The organism is Actinomadura sp. KC345 (assembly GCF_004348515.1).
GTDB lineage: Bacteria > Actinomycetota > Actinomycetes > Streptosporangiales > Streptosporangiaceae > Spirillospora.
The window spans coordinates 12,655-31,924 of record NZ_SMKH01000018.1; the positions used below are offsets into that span (position 1 = coordinate 12,655).

The 19,270-nt window shown below is 73.7% G+C and carries 15 protein-coding genes; 8 read left to right on the forward strand and 7 right to left on the reverse strand.

The genetic code is table 11. The features are described 5' to 3' along the window. Position 1: 1 nt before the first annotated feature. From E1281_RS05090 to E1281_RS05105, 4 genes are read right to left on the reverse strand one after another with little or no spacing between them, the layout of a single operon-like run. On the reverse strand, positions 2–1,342 hold the full coding sequence (locus E1281_RS05090) for a VWA domain-containing protein (protein ID WP_131875957.1): 1,341 nt from the start codon (positions 1,340–1,342) through the stop codon (positions 2–4). Then, positions 1,342–2,724 carry a protein phosphatase 2C domain-containing protein gene (locus E1281_RS05095; protein WP_347813267.1) on the reverse strand — a complete coding sequence of 461 codons (1,383 nt, stop codon included), beginning with the start codon at positions 2,722–2,724 and terminating at the stop codon, positions 1,342–1,344. Before E1281_RS05095 ends, E1281_RS05090 begins: the two co-directional genes overlap by 1 nt. Beyond that, positions 2,721–5,177 (reverse strand): serine/threonine-protein kinase, encoded by a 2,457-nt coding sequence (locus E1281_RS05100; RefSeq protein ID WP_131875958.1) that lies wholly within the window; start codon positions 5,175–5,177, stop codon positions 2,721–2,723. The genes E1281_RS05095 and E1281_RS05100 overlap by 4 nt, the downstream gene beginning before the upstream one ends. Then, positions 5,174–6,394: a hypothetical protein gene (locus E1281_RS05105; protein WP_243716602.1), complete on the reverse strand. Its 1,221-nt coding sequence runs from the start codon at positions 6,392–6,394 to the stop codon at positions 5,174–5,176. Before E1281_RS05105 ends, E1281_RS05100 begins: the two co-directional genes overlap by 4 nt. A 229-nt stretch (positions 6,395–6,623) precedes the next feature. On the opposite strand from E1281_RS05105, the gene E1281_RS05110 reads away from it, so the two are divergent. Continuing rightward, a complete protein-coding gene (locus E1281_RS05110; RefSeq protein ID WP_131875959.1) occupies positions 6,624–7,124 on the forward strand; it encodes a WYL domain-containing protein in 501 nt (166 codons plus the stop codon). A gap of 297 nt (positions 7,125–7,421) precedes the next feature. Beyond that, on the forward strand, positions 7,422–8,237 hold the full coding sequence (locus E1281_RS05115; RefSeq protein ID WP_279433591.1) for a helix-turn-helix domain-containing protein: 816 nt from the start codon (positions 7,422–7,424) through the stop codon (positions 8,235–8,237). 34 nt (positions 8,238–8,271) lie between these two features. On the opposite strand, the gene E1281_RS05120 is transcribed toward E1281_RS05115, so the two are convergent. Together E1281_RS05120 and E1281_RS05125 are read right to left on the reverse strand one after the other, a co-directional pair. Further along, entirely contained in the window at positions 8,272–8,991 is a 720-nt protein-coding gene (locus tag E1281_RS05120) for an alpha/beta hydrolase (RefSeq protein WP_207943111.1), read from the reverse strand. Positions 8,992–9,157: 166 nt separating this feature from the next. Further along, positions 9,158–10,774, reverse strand: a complete 1,617-nt coding sequence (locus E1281_RS05125) for a PucR family transcriptional regulator ligand-binding domain-containing protein (RefSeq protein WP_131875962.1) — start codon at positions 10,772–10,774, stop codon at positions 9,158–9,160. A gap of 148 nt (positions 10,775–10,922) precedes the next feature. Here E1281_RS05125 and E1281_RS05130 point away from each other — a divergent pair, with 148 nt between their 5' ends. The 4 genes from E1281_RS05130 to E1281_RS05145 all read left to right on the forward strand — a co-directional run bounded on the left by E1281_RS05130 (position 10,923) and on the right by E1281_RS05145 (position 16,213). Beyond that, a complete protein-coding gene (locus E1281_RS05130) occupies positions 10,923–12,230 on the forward strand; it encodes an aspartate aminotransferase family protein (RefSeq protein ID WP_131875963.1) in 1,308 nt (435 codons plus the stop codon). Further along, positions 12,227–13,747 (forward strand): CoA-acylating methylmalonate-semialdehyde dehydrogenase, encoded by a 1,521-nt coding sequence (locus E1281_RS05135; protein ID WP_131875964.1) that lies wholly within the window; start codon positions 12,227–12,229, stop codon positions 13,745–13,747. Before E1281_RS05130 ends, E1281_RS05135 begins: the two co-directional genes overlap by 4 nt. Before the next feature lie 404 nt (positions 13,748–14,151). Next, a complete protein-coding gene (locus E1281_RS05140) occupies positions 14,152–14,502 on the forward strand; it encodes a hypothetical protein (protein ID WP_131875965.1) in 351 nt (116 codons plus the stop codon). Between the two features lie 493 nt (positions 14,503–14,995). After that, on the forward strand, positions 14,996–16,213 hold the full coding sequence (locus E1281_RS05145; RefSeq protein WP_131875966.1) for an ABC transporter substrate-binding protein: 1,218 nt from the start codon (positions 14,996–14,998) through the stop codon (positions 16,211–16,213). A 99-nt stretch (positions 16,214–16,312) separates the two neighbouring features. Here the strand turns inward: E1281_RS05145 and E1281_RS05150 are convergent, their stop codons facing one another. Next, complete coding sequence (locus tag E1281_RS05150; protein WP_131875967.1) at positions 16,313–16,651, reverse strand: hypothetical protein; 339 nt, start codon at positions 16,649–16,651, stop codon at positions 16,313–16,315. Positions 16,652–16,912: 261 nt separating this feature from the next. Here E1281_RS05150 and E1281_RS05155 point away from each other — a divergent pair, with 261 nt between their 5' ends. Beyond that, the gene (locus E1281_RS05155) at positions 16,913–17,962 is read left to right on the forward strand and encodes a HAMP domain-containing sensor histidine kinase (protein WP_165958792.1); all 1,050 of its coding nucleotides are present in this window, start codon (positions 16,913–16,915) and stop codon (positions 17,960–17,962) included. Between the two features lie 52 nt (positions 17,963–18,014). After that, complete coding sequence (gene dxr / locus E1281_RS05160) at positions 18,015–19,250, forward strand: 1-deoxy-D-xylulose-5-phosphate reductoisomerase (RefSeq protein ID WP_131875969.1); 1,236 nt, start codon at positions 18,015–18,017, stop codon at positions 19,248–19,250. Positions 19,251–19,270: the final 20 nt, after the last annotated feature.

The window sequence follows — 19,270 nt, forward strand, 5'->3', positions numbered from 1 at the left end:
CTCAGCGCTCGCCCGGCCGGGGGGTGGTCAGCGTCTCGTCCTTGCGTGTTCGCACGGTCTTGCTGGAGCGGACGTCGAGTTCCATCTCGTCGCCCTTGTCGACGTTGCGCTTCAGCCGGACGGTGCCGGTCGCGGGATCGATGACGTCCACGACCTTGCGCAGCATGGAGGTGATCGCGTCGTTGCCCGCCTCGTTGGCCAGGACCACGGCCCGGCCGAGCCGCGCGGTCGCGGTGTCGAGGTCGCCGTCCTTGCGGGCCTGGAGCCCGCCCTGGATCTCCTCGGCGAGCTCGGCCTGCCCGGTGTAGTGCGCCACGCGCGCGTTGATCTTCGTGGACTGGGCCTCGTCGTCCGTCCACTGGGCCAGGACGTTGCCGGTCGAGAGGACCTGCGCCTCCTCGCCGGGCGCGCCCGGCATGACGAGCTTGACCCACGCGGCGCGCAGCTCCTTGCCGACCTCGCCGGGTGGGACCTCCACGCAGATGTGGTAGTCGCGGCTCTCGGTCCCCCACGCGCCGAGCGGGTAGTCGCCGGCCTGCGGCGCCGACTCGACGCGCTTGCCGGTCAGGTCCTCCACCGACGGCATGACCTGCTTGACGAACCGCAGCGACGCGGTCTGCGGCGTCCACACCCGCAGCGCCACGTCGGCGACGGACTTGCCCATCGCCGCCTCCGTCATCGCCTGGAAGTCGGCGACGAGATCGGCGGGGTCGACGACGGCGTCGGCGCTGCCGAGCAGCGCCGAGGCGATCTTGCGCAGCTCGGCGACCTCCCAGTCGGTGCCGATGCCGCGGCAGTCGCACACGAACCGGCCGCTGCAGCGGAACAGGACGGCGTCGAGCTCCTCGGCCGTCTCGTGCTGGTTCTTTCCGTCGGTCAGCAGGATCGCGTGCCGGATGCCGCCCTCGGCGGTGTCGAAGAGCTCGTCGGCCAGCCGCAGCCACGATCCGATCGCGGTGCCGCCGGACGCCTTCAGCCGGCCGAGCGCCTGCTTGGCCTGATGCCTCGTCCTGTCGGACGCCGCCACGAGCCCGGCGTGCTGCGGGAACACCATCGAGGCGCTGTTGGAACCGGAGATGATCGCGAACTCGACCCCGTCGCGGAGGGCGTCGACCGCGACCTGCGCCGCGGCGACCGCCGCGCGCATCTTGGCGTCGGGGTAGGACATCGAGCCCGAGGTGTCGATGATGATGACCTCGGACGCCTTCGCCGAGGACGGCGCCGCGACGGCGCCCTCCCCGGCGGTCGCCTCGACGGACACGATGGCGTGCACCTCGCGGCCGCCCTCGGGCAGGAACTTGTTCTGGTCGATCTTGACGGTGAACTGCGGCTGCTCGCTCATCAGGGCTGCTCCGTGCTCTGCGGGGTGCTCTCGTTGACGCGGCTCTGCGGGCCGCCTGGGGAGGGGTGCGGGATCACGGCGACCGTGATGTTGTCGCGGCCGCCCGCGTCGAGGGCGTGCCGTACCAGGGTCCGCGCGACGTCCAGCGGGCCTGCCGCCGGGTCGTGCCCGGGATCGTCACCCGGTTCCGGCGCCGGCACGCCCGTTCCGTTGGTGGCGCCGGCGGTGTCAGCGGCGGTGTCGGTGGCGTCCGTGGCGTTCACGGCGCCCGGGCCGGCGGCCAGCAGGGCCGCCAGGTCGCGGGCCGCGGGGAAGTAGTTCCACAGGCCGTCGCTGCAGACCAGCAGCGTGCCGGGGCCCGCCGGGCGGAACGTCGCCACGTGCGGGCTGACCTGCCCGGCGTCCGCGCCGAGCCACGCCGTGATGACGTGCGCGTTCGGGTGCGCCTCGGCCTCCGCCTCGGTCAGCGAGCCCTGCGCGACCATGAACGCGGCCCACGAGTCGTCCTCGGTGAGCCGGCGGGACGGCCCGAGCTCCGCCATGTCGCCGGTGCTCACCTCCGCCTCGTCCGGGGCCGCCTCCGCGGAGACCGCCTCGTCCGGGGCCGGCTCCGTGGGGCCCGGCACCGGCGTCCCGTCCTCGGCGGGGTCGACGGCGCCGTCCGCGGCCAGCCAGTAGGCGCGGCTGTCGCCGATCCAGCCGACGGTGACCGTCGCGCCGCGCGTCACCGCGGACACGTACGTGCACGACGGCGCGTCGAACGGCGACGTGGCCAGCCCGGCGACCGCCGCGGCCGCGCGGAGCGCCGCGCTGCGCGTGGCGTCCTCCGGGTCCTCGCCGGAGTCGAGGAGCGCCACCAGCGCGGCGGCGCCGGTGTCGGCGGCCGTGCGGGACGCGTCCTCGGGACGCTGCGAGGATCCGACGCCGTCGCAGACCACGGCCGCTATGCCGGCGGAGTGGGCGGCGATGGCCAGGGCGTCCTCGTTGCGGCTGTAGCGCCGGCCGCGATCGCTCGCGCCCGCCGCGACCACCGGCCGGGACCCGTTCCCGGCGCCCGCCGCCGGGAGCTCGATCTCCACGTGGTCGCGTTCGGCGGGCTGGCGCAGGCCGCAGGTCTCGCAGTAGCCGTCGGCGCCGATCGCCGTCCCTCCGCACTCCGGGCACGGCCGCGCGGACGCCGCCGGCGCTCCCTCCCCGGCGGAGCCGGCCGGTTCGGCGGGCGGGGCGTCGCCGATCCGGTGCCCGCACTCCTCGCAGAAGATCTCGCCCGGATACACCATCTCCCCGCAGGAGGGGCAGGACAGCTCGGCGGCCTTGACCGCGTCCGGGTCCCCCGGAAGGCCCGTGCCGTCCGGGCCGCCGCCGTTGTGGTCATCGGTCACAGGAGCGTCCTCGGGCGTACGGCGTTGGCGGAATCGACGAGCCGGCGGAACTCGTCGCGGTCGCGGGTGCGCCGTGCCAGCTCCCGGTACGTCCCTTCCAGGAGCCGGCGCAGCGGGATCTCGGTGAGCGGCGAACCGAGCAGGGAGCCGCCCTGGAGCCCGCCCGCTCCGCCGGGGCCGTCCAGGAGCCAGTCGAGCGCGGCTTCGAGGATCTCCGCCGCGAGCCGGTCGCGGCGTTCGGCGTCCAGGTCCAGCGCGGTGAGGCGGTCGCCCGCGGCGACCAGCTCGGCCGCCGTCAGCTCCGCGGCGGGACGGCCGCGCACCGCGGTCGCGACCGCCGCCACCTGGGCGGGCACGTACCGGATGGAGATCTTCGGCACCGAGTCGAGCGCGGCGACGGCCGCGGCCCGGTCGCCCGCGGCCAGATGCACCCGGGCGAGGCCGAACGCCGCGTTGATGTAGCTCTGGTCGGTGCGCCACACCATCTGGTAGAGGCGCACCGCGTCGAGCGGCGCGTTCCACTCGCGGCAGTAGGCGAGGGCCAGCTTGGGCGCCGCCTCGCCGGGCAGCAGCCCGTACAGCCGCTCGAAGCGCGGCTCGGCCTCGCCGAGCCTGCCCTTGGCGAGCAGCGCGACCGCGCGGTACCAGTCGACGCGCCAGTCCCCGGGGAGTTCGGCGGCCAACTCGTCCAGCAGCCCGTGCGCCTTGTCGGCATCACCGAGCTCGATCAGGACGCGCGTGTGCAGCAGCCTGACCTCCGGTGTGCGCTCCGGCGCGTTCGCCACGGCCTCGGCGACCTGCTCCGCCTCCAGCGCGGACAGCCCCGAGACGAACGCGGCGGCGGGGTCGGCGCGGTCCACCAGCGGCACCGGCAGCGCCGCCGCGGCCACGTCCGGCGGAACGGGCGGCAGCGCCGACTCGTCCGCCTCGCCGCCCGCCATCCGCGTCGCGAAGCGCTCCGCCCCGAACAGGCCGGACGGCGCGGGGCGCGGCGTGCCGTCCTGCGCGGCCAGCACCTCCCGCAGCACGCCGGTGAGCTGCTCGGCCATCTCCCCCGCGTCCTGGAAGCGCTCGGCCGGCACGTCGTGCGTCGCCCGGCGCAGGAAACGGTCGAACGACTCGTACGCCTGCAGCAGCGGGATCTCCGCGCGGGGCGGCAGCGAGGTGGCGAACGTCCTGGTGTAGCCCTTGAACGGGAAGCTCAGCACCGCCAGGGCACGGCCGACCGTATAGAGGTCGGAGGTGATGGACGGGCCGTCGTCGGCGATCTCGGGCGCCTGGTAGCCGACCGTGCCGTAGATGGCGCCGTACGGGTCGTCCAGCCGCCGCACTCCGCCGAGGTCGATCAGCCGGAGCTGCTCCTCGGACTGGATCACGTTGTCCGGCTTGAAGTCGCAGTACACGAGCCCCTGCGCGTGCAGGTACTCGAACGCCCGCAGCACCTCCAGCCCGTACGCGATGGCCTGCGCGAGCGGGAGGTGCTTCTCGCCGCGGGGCTGCGGCTGCTCCAGGAGGACGTCCTTGAGCGACTGCCCGCCCACGTACTCCATGACGATGTAGCCGTCGCCGTCGTGCTGGACGAAGTTGTAGATCTTCACGATGTTGGGGTGCTCGACCTCGGAGAGGTAGGCGCGCTCGGCCGCCGCGGCCTCCATCGCGTCGGTGTCGCCGCTGTCCAGCAGGCCCTTGAGCACCACCCACCGGTCGTTGACGTTCTTGTCCCTGGCCAGGTAGATCCAGCCGAGCCCGCCGTGGGCGAGGCAGCCCAGCACCTCGTACTGGCCGCTGACGAGGTCGCCTGGGCTGAGCTTCGGGGTGAAGGAGAACCGGGTGCCGCACTTGGGGCAGAAGCCCTCGGTCCGGCCGGGCCGGTCGCCGCGTCCCCGGCCGACCGGATCGCCGCAGCTGCTGCAGAACCGCTTGCCCTCCGCGACCTGCGGGTCGCTCATCACCGCCGAGGCCGGATCCCGGTACGGGACGCGCGGGACCTCCACGAGCCCGGCGCCGAGCATCCCGCGGCGGCCGGACGACCGCGACGACCCGGTGCGGGTGCTGCCCGTCCGCGTGCTGCCGGTGGCGGTGCTGCCCGTGCTTCCGCCCGTGCCCGCCCGTGAGGTCAGGGTCGTGTGGGCGGGCGGCGAGCCGCAGACGTCGCAGTAGCCGTCCATGATCGTCCCGGTGCAGCCGGGCTGGCGGCACGTGTCGTCGGGCACGGCGACGGGCGGGCGCGGGGCGGGCACGCTCGGGGCGGCCGCGGCCGGGGGAGTGCCGCAGACGTCGCAGTAGCCGTCCGAGATCGTCCCGGTGCAGCCGGGCTGCGCGCACCGGTTCGGCGGGGGCGCCGCCGGCGGGAGATTGGCCGGCGGGGGACTGGAGGAGGCGGCCACGCCGCATCGGACGCAGTAGCCTCCGTCGACGGTTCCGCCGCAGCCCGGCTCGGCGCACTGGCTCATCGTCTCGTTCCCTTCGCCCGCGCGTTGATCGCCTGCTGATATCCCGACAGCGTCACGGTGGCCTCCCGGAGGTCGCACGGGGAGGTCCACAGCAGCTCGCGGGCCTGGTCGTAGATGCGGGCCAGTTCGGCGTCCTCGGCGTGGCCGAGCCTGGCGGCCTTCACCCGGTACGCCTCCAGCCGGCCGCGCAGTTCCTCGCGCCGGTCGAGGAGCCCGCGGATGACGCGGGCCGTCTCGCGGGCCCGCTCCAGCGCGCCGTTCGCCGCCTGCTCCAGGTCGGCGACCCGTGCCGCCAGGTCGCTCCAGCCGATGCCGGGCGTCGCGGCGCCCTGGCCCGGGCGGGCGACGGCGGCGAGTCGGTCGCCGAGCGAGGCGGACATGGCGGGCAGGTTCGGCAGCACCGGTGAGGCGACCTTGGCGAGCACCTCGTCCCGGGCGGCGCGCGCGTCCGCCTCCGCCCCGCGCAGCAGGTCGAGGACGGCGGCGATGCCGCGGATCCGGTCGGCGAACCCGTCGCGCACCCGCCCGGCCTCCTCCAGGCCGCGGCGCACCTCCGCCAGGCCGGTGCGGATCGCGTCCAGCCGCCCGGTGTCGGCGCGGCCGTCCCGCGCCAGCGCCATCGGATCGCCGCGCACGACGGCGGCGACGGCGTCGAGGTCGGCGCTGAGCCGGTCGAGTTCCGGCTCCGTTCCGCCGAGGGAGTCCAGCAGCTCCCGCGCCGCCCGGCGCTCGGCCTCCACCTCTGCGAGCCGCGACAGCAGCGCCGACCAGACGGTGTCGAGCGCGGCGACGGCCTGCGCGACCTCCTCGTACAGCGGGTTCATGCGCGCGACCGCGGCCCGCATCGTCAGCTTCTCGCCGGACGGGACCGACAGCAGCGTCCGCCGCTCCAGCGGCACCTCGGTGACGGGCAGCTCGATCGACGGCCCGGCGAGCAGGCGCGTGAGTTCGGCGAGCTGCGCCTGCCCCGGCCTGGAATGGCGGGCGCGGAGGTCTTCGGCGGCCCCGAGCGCGCGGCCGTAGAGGTCGAACAGGCCCCAGAGCGAGGCCATGCCCGCACGCACCTCCGACTGCACGCGCCGCGTCTCGCCGTCCAGTGCCGCGCCCTCCAATAACTGGTAGCCCTGGTGGGCCTCCAGTTCGAGAAGGGCCGTGCTGATGCGCTCCTTCTCGTCCCGGAGCCGCGCGAGCATCCGGTCCGCCTCGTCTCGGCTCATCGGGGGCCGGCCCATCCGCGCGTCACTCAACGCCGGTTCACCGGTCCGCCCATGTTCGCCCCGATTCCCCCAACTTGCTCGCGATGCAGCTTAAGTGTTCACCATGCGAGGTCGCCTTCTCAAGCGGGTACCGATCATCGTCGACCCCGCCCCCGGCCCCTGCGTCACGGGACTCGATCCGGCCGTTCCCGGGCTCCAAAATGTCAGTGTTCGAACGTATGATCGAACCATGGCGAACGTTGCGACGCACCCCCAGACCGCACCCACCGCTCTCTCCGCGGCGGAGATCGCCGCGCTCGCGCTCTCGCTGGCGCACCTCGGCACCGGCCCGCAAGCCGCGACCGCGCGCCGCGCCCTGCACACGCTCCTCGACTCCACTCCGCACGACGACGTGGTCACCACCACGCTCGCCACCCTCACCACGCCCCTGGACGCCTCCACCTCCGACCGCGCCCGCGTGATCGCCGCCGCCATCACCGAGCACCGCGTCGTCCGGCTCTGCTACGGCGACGCCGGCGCCAACGTCACGATCCGCGAGGTCGAGCCCGTGACCTGCCTCGTCCACCGCGACCACTGGTACCTCGTCGGCTGGTGCCGCATGCGCCGCGGCGTCCGCGCCTTCCGCTTCGACCGCATCCTCGCCGCCGAGTCCACCGGCCTCCTCGCCCGCCCCCGCCGCGCGGACTCCTACCTCCCGTTTCAAAGGCGTGCCCTTGGCGTCGGGCGTTGAACGCCCTTCTTCGGCGGGCCCGCGTGCGATCGCTGCATCGCTCCGTCTCGCCTGGCGGCTCGCTGCGCGATCAGGTTTCCCGCAGGCTCGAAACCTGCCTTCGGACGCGATCGCGACGCTTCAGGTCGGCGCGGGGTTGCGGCGGTGGCCGGGGTCGGCCGGGTAGTGGGTTCTGCTTCCGAACATGATCGCGACGATTGAGGTCGTCGCGGGTCGCGGTGACGGGTGAGGAGGGCGCGCTGCGTTCGTCGCAGCGCGCCCTTCTTCGGCCCTGGCGTCGGCGCGTAGCCTTGCGGCGTGGGCGTTCAGGGGGTTCTTGAGCATTTGCAGCGGCTTGGTATGTCCGGGTACGAGGCCAAGGCGTACGTGGCGCTGGTCGGGGCGGGGCGGCCGGTCAACGGGTACGAGGTCGCCAAGCGCTCCGGGGTGCCGCGGAGCACCGTCTACGAGACGCTCGGCAAGCTCGTGGCCCGTGGCGCGGCGTACGAGGTGCGGGGGTCCTCCGACGGCACCGAGTACCTGCCGCTGCCGCCGGAGTCCCTGCTGGATCGGATGCGCCGCGAGTTCGACGGGTCGGTGTCGGCGCTGCGGTCGGCGCTGCCGGCGGTGGCGGCGGCGCCCGAGGGGCACCTGATCCACAACCTCAAGGACGCCGAGGCCATGCTCGACCGGGCCGGGGACGTCGTGGCGGGCGCGCGGCGCGACCTGTTCATGTCGGTCTGGCCGGAGGAGATGCGGACGCTGCGCGGCGCCGTCCTGGAGGCCGCCGGGCGGGACGTCGAGGTATCGGTCGTGTCGTTCGGCAAGGAGCCGTTCGACGGGCCCGGGAACGTCCACGAGCACCGCTACTCGGCGCCCGAAGCGGTTCTGGAGGAACTCGGGTACCGGCTCATCGTGGTGGTCGGCGACCGGCGCGAGGCCGTCGTGGGGGGCTTCGGGGCGGGCGCCGCGTGGGGCGTCTACACCGCCGACCCCGCCGTCGCCCTGATGGCCGCCGAGTACGTCCGGCAGGACATCGCCCTGCAGATCCTCGCCGACCGGGTCGGCGCCGACGAGCTGGACCGCCTGTTCGCCACCGACCCCGGCCTCCGGCGGCTGCTGGGAAAGCGCTGACGTTCCCGTCCGCCGGCGGGACGGGCACCCGCGTTCAGTCGGCCAGCCACGTGCCGAGCAGTGTGCCGGTCTCCTCCTCGCGGTCGGTGTAGAGCATGTGCCCGCCGTCGATCTCGGTGATGACGAGCGCGGGGCCGAGCGCGGTGCGGCAGTCGACGACGAACTCGGGCCGCACGAAGTCGGCCTGCGTCGCGATCACCAGGTGCGTGGGCGTCTCCGCGAGCGGCGTCAGGTGGGGACGGGCCATCTCCGAGTACGCGGTGACGACGGCGGCCGGCTCGTACCGCCACCGCAGGCGCCCGTCAGGGCCCTGCTCCAGGTGCTCGGCGACGTCGTCGTCCACCGCCTCGTCCGGGGCCTCGGGCCAGCGGCCCGCGCGGAAGGCGCGGGCCTCGGCGGCGTCGCCGAACGAGACCGGCACCATGCACTCGCGCGCCTCCCGGGCCGCGTCCGCCGGGGACAGCCCGATCGCCGGGTCCAGCAGGACGAGGCGCCGCAGCCTGCGCGGTGCCGTGCGCGCGAGATGCAGCGCGATCATCCCGCCGTAGGAGTGCCCGACGATGTCGGCCCGCTCCAGTCCTTCGGCGTCCATCACGGCCAGGACGTCGGCGACATGGCGCTCGACCGTCCACGGCGGTTCGTGCGGGGACCTCCCGTGCCCGCGCAGGTCGGGAGCCAGGACGAGCCGGTCCGCCAGGTACCGCTCGGCCGTGCGCCGCCAGCGCGCGCCGTGCCCGGTGACTCCGTGCAGCACGATGACCGGAGGGCCCGCCGGATCCCCATACCGATGAACATGCAATGCGGCGTCCGTCATGGAGTGAAGAGTATGCGGAAGGCGCTGATCCTGGACGTCCTTCACTGGCCAGCCTGGGCCGGTCTCCGGTGGGGGGCGACCCCCCACACCCCCCGGAACGGACCGTTCAGGGACGTTCCCAGCGGACGGAGCTGAGGGCCAGCAGGGCGACGTGGAGGGAGACGCAGGACTCCACGTCGTCGAGGTCCGCGTCGAGGACGCGCTCGATGCGGCGGAGCCGTTCGTAGAAGGCGGGACGGGACAGGTGGGCCTGCTGGGCGGCGACGGCCTTGTTGCGCCCGGCATCCAGGTAGAGCTCCAGGATGCGGGTCAGGTCGCTGTCGTGCTTGGCGTCGTACTGCAGGAGGGGCCCGAGCTCGCGCTCCACGAACGTCTGGACGCGGGCGTCGTCGCGGAGGAGATGCAGGAGGCCGCGCAGGCGCAGGTCGGGAAGGCGGTAGAAGAGGCGGGTGCCGGAGCCGCGCGCGGCGACGTCGGCGACCTGCTCGGCCTCCAGAAAGGAGCGGCGGACGTCGCGGATCGTCTCGACGACGGAACCGGCCGCCATGACCGTGCCGCCGGACCGCCCGCGGACGCGGGTGGCGACCTCGGTGAGCGCCGTCTCCACGTCGGCGCGTGCGGGCAGCGAGACCAGGACGCCGACGCGGGCGTGCGGGCCGCCCTCGTCCAGCACGCCGACGAGGGCGGCGAGCCGGGCCTCCTTGCAGGCCGCGGCGGCCGTCTCGGCGAGGGCGGACAGCTCACCGGCCGGCGGCGCCGGCGTGCCGGGCCCGCGGTGCCGCAGGACCGCGCCGAGCAGCCGGCGGCCGGACAGCGGGACGCCCAGCGCGCGGGCGCGGGCGGCGGCCTCCTGCGGGTCGGCGTAGGCGTGCGCGAGGATGCGGGCGATGATCGTCCCGTGCGCCTGGCGCTCGACGCTCTCGGCGTGCCGGTCCAGCAGGCGGCCGAGCGCGAGGGTGGTGGCGGCCCGCTCGATCAGGACGGTCTCGCGGGGCGACGGCGGTGACCCGAGGTCGACGATGAGGCGGCCCCAGTCCTCGCCGCGCGCGCCGACCATGGTCACCAGCCACCCCGACGCCCGGTCGTAGCCGGTGCGGCCGCCGGGCCGCACGGCGCGCGAGCGCGTCTCCCACGCCGACAGCAGCTCGGACGGGTCGGCGCCGCCGGTGTCGGCGGCGAGGACCTGGTGGGCGAGGTTCTCCAGGACGACCGGGTGCCCGCCCAGGGCGGCGACCTGCCGGACGACCTCGTCGGTGGAGGCGCCCTCGACCGACAGCTGGGTGAAGATCTCGTGGAGCTGCTCGGAGGCCCGCAGCTCGGCGAACTGGTCCTGCACGATCCGGGCGTGCACGGACTCGGTGATGTCGACGAACGCGGGCTCGTGGGCAAGGACGATCACCGGGACGCCGTGCTCCTCGGCGGCGGCGATCAGCGCGGGCGGGGGCTCGGTGGCGTAGCGGCGGCCCAGCTCGATCATCAGGCCGCTCACCCCGACGTCGGCGAGTTCGCCGATGTAGGCGCGCAGCCGCTCGGGCTCGTCCGGCAGCGCGATCCCGGTGGTGAGGACGAGCTCGCCGCCGTGGAGCAGGTGCGCGATGTCGGCGATCTCGGCGACGTGCACCCAGCGGACCCGGTTGCCGGTGCGGTCGCCGCCCGCGACGACCCGCGGCTGCCCGCGGCGGACCGCCTCGAGCCGGAGCACGTCGTCGACAGTGGGCAGCATCGCCACGAGGATATCCCGACAGGGTGTCAAGCGGCGACGGACCGACCGTTACAGGGTGTCAGCCCGCCAGCAGAGCGTTAAGCGGAGACGCAGGGTCGTGACACTCTGCGGGTGGCCGCGGCGGCCTGCGGGAACGAGACTTGGAGGCATGTCGGAACACGCGAACCTGCTCAGTCGCCACCGGGCGGTCATGCCGTCGTGGATGGCGCTCAACTACACCGGACCCATCGAGATCGTCGGCGGCAAGGGCAGCCGCGTGACCGACGCCGAGGGGAACGGCTACCTCGACTTCTTCACGGGGATCCTCACGAACATGCTCGGATACGACCTGCCCGAGGTGCGCGAGGCGGTGGAGCGGCAGATCGCCACCGGCGTCGTCCACACCTCCACCGCGTACCTGCTGCGCGGGCAGATCGAGCTGGCCGAGAAGATCGCCCGTGTGTCGGGCATCCCGGACGCGAAGGTGTTCTTCACCAACTCCGGGACGGAGGCCAACGAAACGGCGCTGCTGCTGGCCGCGTACGCGCGGCGCAGCGACCAGGTCCTCGCGATGCGGCAGAGCTACCACGGCCGGTCGTTCGGCGCGACGGGCGTCACCGGCAACCGGGCCTGGACGAACCTGTCCTACTCGCCGCTGAACGCGCACTTCCTGCACGGCGCCGACCGGCACCTCCCGCAGTTCGCCGGGATGTCGGACGAGGCGTACACCGACGCGTGCGTGCACGACCTCCGGCACGTGCTCGCCACCGCGACCGGCGGGGACGTCGCCGCGCTCATCGCCGAGCCGGTCCAGGGCGTCGGCGGCTTCACGATGCCGCCGGACGGCCTGTTCGCGGCCTACAAGAGCGTCCTGGACGAGTCCGGGATCCTGTTCGTCTCCGACGAGGTCCAGACCGGCTGGGGACGGACGGGCCAGAGCTTCTGGGGCATCGGGAACCACGGCGTGACCCCGGACATGATGACGTTCGCCAAGGGCCTCGGGAACGGCTTCGCGGTCGGCGGCGTCGTCGCGCGGGGAGAGCTGATGGACGCCCTGCACACGGTCGGCATCTCCACCTTCGGCGGCAACCCGGTCGCCATGGCCGCCGCGAACGCGACCCTCGACTACGTCCTGGACCGCGATCTGCAGGCGAACGCGGCCAAGCAGGGCGCCACGATCATCGGCGGGCTGGAGTCGGCCGCCGGCCGGCTCCCCATCGTCCAGGACGTGCGCGGCAAGGGCCTGATGTTCGCGATCGAGCTCGCCGACCCGGGGACGGGCGAGCCGAGCCCGCCGCTCACCGCCGCGGTGATGGAGGCGGCCCGCGAGCGGGGGCTGCTGGTCGGCAAGGGCGGCCTGTACGGCAACGTGCTGCGCATGGCGCCGCCGATGAACCTGACCGACGCCGAGGCCGCCGAGGGCCTGGGCATCCTGATCGCGTCCCTCGAAGCCGTGAACGGGGAGGCCGCATCATGACCGGGACCGGCACGACCGGGAGCAGGCACGTCACGCACTGGATCGGCGGCAAGCCGCACGCCGGTGAGGCCGCCCGGCGCGGCGACGTCTACGAGCCCGCGTCGGGACGGGTCGCCGGGACGGTCGACTTCGCCGGGCAGGCCGAGATCGACGCCGCGGTGGCCGCCGCCAAGGCCGCGTTCCCCGGCTGGCGCGACACCTCGCTCTCCCAGCGGGCGCGGGTGCTGTTCAGGTTCCGCGAGCTGGTGGACGAGCACCGGGACGAGCTGGCCCGGCTGATCTCGTCCGAGCACGGCAAGGTGGTCTCGGACGCGGCGGGCGAGGTGGCCCGCGGCCTGGAGGTCGTCGAGTTCGCCTGCGGCATCCCGCACCTGCTCAAGGGCGGGTTCTCGGAGAACGTCTCGACCCGGGTGGACGCCTACTCGATCCTCCAGCCGGTCGGCGTGGCGGCCGGGATCACCCCGTTCAACTTCCCGGCGATGGTGCCGATGTGGATGTTCCCGGTGGCGATCGCGTGCGGGAACACGTTCGTCCTCAAGCCGTCGGAGAAGGACCCGTCGGCGTCGGTCCGGCTGGCCGAGCTGTGGGCCGAGGCCGGCCTCCCGGACGGGGTGTTCAACGTCCTCCACGGCGACAAGGCGGCGGTGGACGGCCTGCTGCACCACCCGGACGTCAAGGCGGTCAGCTTCGTCGGCTCCACCCCGATCGCCCGCCGCATCTACGAGACGGCGGCGGCGAACGGCAAGCGGGTGCAGGCGCTCGGCGGCGCCAAGAACCACATGCTCGTGCTGCCGGACGCCGACCTCGACCTCGCCGCCGACGCCGCCGTGTCGGCCGGGTTCGGCTCGGCGGGGGAGCGGTGCATGGCGATCTCCGTGGTCGTCGCCGTCGACCCGGTGGGCGACGAGCTGATGGCCAGGATCCGGGAGCGGGTCGCCGGGCTCACGGTCGGGCCGGGCGACGATCCGGAGGCGGAGATGGGGCCGCTCGTCACGCGGGAGCACCGCGACAAGGTCGCGTCCTACCTGGACGGCGGTGTCGCGCAGGGCGCCACGCTCGCCGTCGACGGGCGCGACCCGGACGTTCTCGGGGGCGCGGGGGACGGGTTCTGGCTCGGCCCCACCGTCCTCGACCACGTGACCCCGGAGATGGACGCCTACAAGGACGAGATCTTCGGCCCGGTGCTGTCGGTCGTGCGGGCCGGCTCCTACGAGGAGGGCATGGAGCTGATCTCGGCCAACCCGTACGGGAACGGCACCGCGATCTTCACCAACGACGGCGGAGCGGCGCGCCGCTTCCAGAACGAGGTCGAGGTCGGCATGGTCGGCGTCAACGTGCCGATCCCGGTCCCGATGGCTTACTACTCCTTCGGCGGGTGGAAGGACTCACTGTTCGGTGACAGTCACGCCCACGGGATGGAGGGCGTCCACTTCTACACCCGGACGAAGGCCGTCACCGCCCGCTGGCTGGACCCGAGCCATGGGGGAGTGAACCTGGGCTTCCCGACCAGCGGCTGAACCCCCCGGTCCTTCCCGCGGACCGATCCAACGTACGGCCGGTCCATCGCGACCGGCCGTACGTTCGTCCGAGTGAAAACGGCGAAACGGTCTGATTCCGGCAAATAGCCTCAAACGAGGCGGGTGGTCGTCGCGCCGGGTGAGAGTCCCTCGCCTCACCGTGAGAAACCCCAGGCCGGCGCGGTACGGGATTTTCCCACGGGCGTCGGATTCCGTCGTCAATTTTCGTCCACCGGGAGGCGACGAATAATGCCAACATGCATTGACGGGCTCTGTGACGGGCGACACAATCTGACTGTCCGCATTAAATGAGGCGAAATAAAAAGTCAGGGCACGCAGTCAAGAAAACATGAGGTCCGGAGCCGCCGGAGTCCGGTGGGGCCGATGTGCAGGAGAGCCGCGCTATGACCGCAGTCGACCATGCAGCAGAGGTGGACGCGCTCGCAAGGCGCTTTCCGGGCTGGACCATTTGGTTCGGCCTCTTCACCGGCCGCTGGTGGGCGCTGCCGCCGAAGGGCCGCGACGTCGGCGACTTCCTCGAGGCCGACACCCCGCAACGCCTGATCGCACGGATAGAGGTGGTTGAGCAGACCGCACCGATCCCCCTTCCGGCATCCCGCGACCCTCACCGGTCGCCCCGCGACACCCGGCCTGACGTGCGACGTCCCTCGAATCTCCGTCGTCTCGAGGGCGTCACACCGTCGCCGTTCGGCCGGGTACCGGCGATCGCGTGGCCAGGCAGCACTGCAAGGTGATCCGCTGTTCCCCAACCTCGCCACGCCCGCCGGTGCCGCCGCGGCCCCGGGTACGGACGGCAGCCCGCGCCATATCCCTCTCCAGCAACCTCCGTGTATGGCGCGGACGCCAGCACCCGCCGTTCCCCGGGGTCGTGGCGGTTTCTCCATTAACAACACGTCCGAAAACACCCGTGCGGCAATGAGTCGCGGAAACGCGGGCCGAATCATCGTTCAATGGCTACATCGGCCTTACCTCCGGGAAACATGACGTGAAACACCGGAGTCGTGATCTTCGGTAATCATCGGCGTGCCATGGCAAGTCGGCGGAGAAATCGAAGAAAACCGGCGATCGGTTCGTGCGCGGCCGCCGGCGCGGGTCCGAATGGCGGCCGGGCGCGGTGCGGGCCGCCTCCCGGACGGGTAGGGGCCTCCTTCCCGCGCCGGAGGCGCTACGCTCGCCGACGGGCCCGTGCACGAGGGGGAGGGGCCCCGGGCAAGGATCGGGAGCGACATGCGGCTGAAGGCCACGGCGTGGGTCAAGGTGTGGTCGGCCCTGGCGGCGGCCACCGCGCTCGGCGCCGCGGGACTCGTCGCCTGCAGCGGCGGCGACGAGGAGCCGCGCGGCGTCTCCCGGGTGGCGAGCACCCTGGGGCCGGGCGAGGGGATGCTCAACCTCGTCACGCTGCCCGGGTCGATCGAGAGCGGCTCCAGCGATCCGCGCGTCGACTGGGTCACCCCCTTCGAGGAGCGCACCGGCTGCAAGATCGGGCTGAAGGTCGCCCAGACGCCCGAGGAGGTGGCCGACCTGATGCGCGACCGGAACCGCCGCTACGACGGCGTCGCCGCGCCGCCGGAGGTCGCCGGGCAGCTGATCGCCGAGAACCAGGTCACCCCCGTCAACACCGACCTCGTGGACGGCTACAAGAAGCTGGAGCCCAAGCTGCGCGGCCTGCTCAGGCGGGACGGCAAGCAGTACGGCGTCCCTTACGTGTGGGGCTCCAACCTCCTCATGTACGACACCCGCTCCGTCCCGCCCCCGGCGAGCTGGGCCGCGCTGTTCGACCCCGAGGCCGGGGCGGCGGCGACGGGCCGGACCTCCGGGAAGCTGATCATGCGTGACAGCCCGCTGGCCATCGCCGAGGCCGCGCTCTACCTCAAGGGTGAGCGGCCCAAGCTGAAGATCCGCGACCCGTACTCGCTGACGCCCGAGCAGCTCGAGGCCGCCGGGCGCGTCCTGGCCGAGCAGCGCCCGCACGTCGAGGAGTACTGGGAGCGGCCCGCCGACGCGGTCAGCGCGTTCGCGGGCGGGCGCGCCACGCTGGGCCAGGCCTGGCCCTACCACGTGGACGTCCTGACCCGCGCCTCCCGGCCCGTCCAGGGCGTCGTCCCCTCCGAGGGCGTGACCGGCTGGATGGACGCGTGGATGATCGGCGCCCGGGTGGAGCATCCCAACTGCATGTACCAGTGGCTGCAGTGGACGGCGTCGCCGGACGTCCAGCAGCAGGTGGCCGAGTGGACCGGGGTGGCGCCCGCCAACCCGCAGGCCTGCTCCGGCGACCGCCTCAAGCCCGGCTTCTGCGGCGCCTACCACGTCGGCGACCGCGACTACCTCGACAAGGTCCTCTTCGCGCACGCGCCCACGAAGGCCTGCGACGGCGAGTCCGACAAGAACGACTGCACGGACTACGCCGAGTGGCGAAAGACCTGGATCGAGTCCACGAAGCTCTAGCGCGGCGTCAACGCACGCGGGGGACGTTCGCGGGCCGGCGGACCCCCGGCGGGGAGGGTCTCTCCGGCGCGCCCGGCCGCCCCCAGCCGGGCGCGCCTGTCAGGTGGTCCCGGACTTCCCCCCGAACGCCCGGGTCACCCTTCTCCCTGGAGAGACCTCCACGACGACGGCGCCCAGCGCCGCCGTCCGCGCGGGCGGCCGCTCCCCGGCCGGCCGGCCCGCGTCCGTGACGGGCTCCCGGAGATCCCGCCGTGCGCGGGGTACCGGCGGGGCGGGTGCGCAGTCATCGCACGCGAACACCCCGGTCGAATCCGGCAGGCGGCCCACGCGTACGCGCGGCCGGGGCCACTTCTTGCGGCAGACGACGCAGGCGTCTCCCAGGCGCTGGGCCGCGTTCAGCCCGCCCGGGTCCACGATCGGCTCGCCTGTCTGGCCCATGCCCTCCCCCTGACGGGAGTCGACGTCACGTGCCTCCTTTATAGGCGGGGAAGAGTGTTGTCACCGCTACCGACGGTGAAAATGGCGGCAAAGCCCACTGTGTTGCGCGTCCGTTCAAGGTCATCCGCGCTATGTCCCCGGCCGGGCGACCCCCGCGGGGCGCGGGACGGCCGCCGGCCAGGGCGTTTCCAGACCCGGAGCATGCGATCACCGGCCGGGCTCTTTGCTCGTCCTTTGAGTGTTATTGCGTACAAAGGAGACATGTCGGTCCGGAACGCCGTGGCGCGCGTCCGGCCGCACGGGCCCGGCTCCGCACGGGCGCGCGGGACGCCGGCGTCGATCGGCGCGCCCGGCTCCCTGCTGGCGGCCTCGGTGACCGCGGCGGCCCTCGCGCTTCTCCTCCTCGCGGACGCGGCGCGCACCTGGGTCCTCGTGGCCGTCATGGTCCTCCTGTGCCTCGCCGCTCTCGCGGTGCTCGGCTGGGGCGTGTCGCGGGCGGTGCGCCGGGCGAGGCGCCCCGTCGAGCGGATCGACGGGGAGCTCGCCGCGCTTGAGGACTGCGACGTGAGCCGCCGGGTCACGGTCCCGTCCGCCGACGAGGGCGCTGAGCGGCTCGCCTCCCGCGTCAACGGGCTCCTCGACCGGGTGGAGGACGCGGCCCTGCGGCGGCGCGCGTTCATCGCCGACGCCTCGCACGAACTGCGCACGCCGATCACCGGGCTGCGGACCCGGATCGAACTCGCCCTCGGCGCCCCGGAGGACGGCGACGCCGCCGACACGCTGAGGGACTCGCTTCGCGACGTCGAACGCCTCCACCTGATCGTCGAGGACCTCCTCGTCCTCGCCCGCCTGGACTCCGGGGACACGCCCGCCAGGGAGCCGCTCGACATCGGCGCGCTGGTCGAGGCCGAGGTGGGCCGCCGGAGCGCGCCCGTCCCGACCACGGTCAAGGCGGAGCAGGGTCTGCTCGTCGGGGCCGACCGTCCGCGCCTGTGCCGCGTGCTGCTCAACGTGCTCGCCAACGCCGAGCGGCACGCCGCCACGCTGATCGAGGTCGAGGTGCGGGGCGAGCCGGGCGAGGCCGTCGTCGAGGTGCGCGACGACGGGCCCGGCATCCCGCCCGCCGACCGCGACCGGGTCTTCGAGCGCTTCACCCGCCTCGACTCGGCGCGCAGCCGCGCCGACGGCGGCAGCGGGCTCGGCCTCGCGATCGCCCGGGAACTCGCCGTCGCCCACGGCGGGCGCCTGTACGTCGCCGACGGGCACGGCACCCGCCTCGTCCTGCGCCTTCCCCTCGTGGACTCCCGCTGAGCCGCGGCGGAGACGGGACCCGCGCGCCGGGATGCCCGACAATGGAGCGGTGATGTCTCCCTCAAGCCCCGACGCGCCCGCCCGCGAGCTGGTCGTGCTCGGCTCCACCGGATCGATCGGCACCCAGGCGCTGGACGTGGTCCGCCGCAACCCCGGGAGGTTCCGGGTGACCGGCCTCGCGGCCGGCGGCGGACGGGTCGATCTGCTGGCCGAGCAGGCGCTGGAGTTCCGGCCCGACATCGTCGCCGTCGCCAAGGCGTCCGCCGCGCAGGATCTCCAGCTGGCCTTCTACGCCGAGGCCAAGCGGCGCGGCTACGCCTCCGGCGACTACCCCATCCCGAAGATCGTGACGGGACCGGACGCCGTCGCCGAGGCCGCGGCGTGGCAGTGCGACGTGGTGCTGAACGGTGTGACCGGCGCGCTCGGCCTGGCCTCCACGCTGGCCGCGCTCGATGCGGGGCGGACGCTCGCGCTGGCCAACAAGGAGTCGCTCATCATCGGCGGCCCGCTCGTCAAGGGGCGGGCGCGGCCGGGGCAGATCGTCCCGGTCGACTCCGAGCACTCGGCGCTCGCCCAGTGCCTGCGCGGCGGCCGCGCCGAGGAGGTCCGGCGGCTCGTGCTGACCGCGAGCGGCGGCCCGTTCCGCGGCCGGAGCCGCGACGAGCTGACCGGCGTCACCCCCGAGCAGGCGCTGAACCACCCGACCTGGGACATGGGCCCCGTCGTCACGATCAACTCCGCCACCCTCGTCAACAAGGGGCTGGAGGTCATCGAGGCGCACCTGCTGTTCGACGTCCCGATGGACCGGATCGAGGTCATGGTTCACCCGCAGTCGGTGATCCACTCCATGGTCGAGTTCACCGACGGCTCCACGCTGGCCCAGGCCAGCCCGCCCGACATGCGGCTGCCGATCGCGCTCGGCATCGACTGGCCGGACCGCGTCCCGGACGCCGCGCCGGGGGTCGACTGGACCAGGGCGCACACCTGGGAGCTGTTCCCGCTCGACGACGAGGCGTTCCCCGCGGTCGCGCTGGCGCGGCGCGCCGGTGAGCTGGGCGGGACGTACCCGGCCGTTTACAACGCCGCGAACGAGGAATGTGTGGACGCGTTCCGCGCGGGACGGCTCCCGTTCCTCGGGATAGTCGACACGGTCGCGCGGGTAGTGGACGAGCACGGCGGGCGGGACGAGCGCGGTCCGGGCCCGGCCGGTGGTCTGACGCTGGACGACGTCCTGGCGGCGGACGACTGGGCGCGGACCAGGACCACGGAACTGACCGCGACCGACTGACCCCGGGGGCCGCCCGGGGC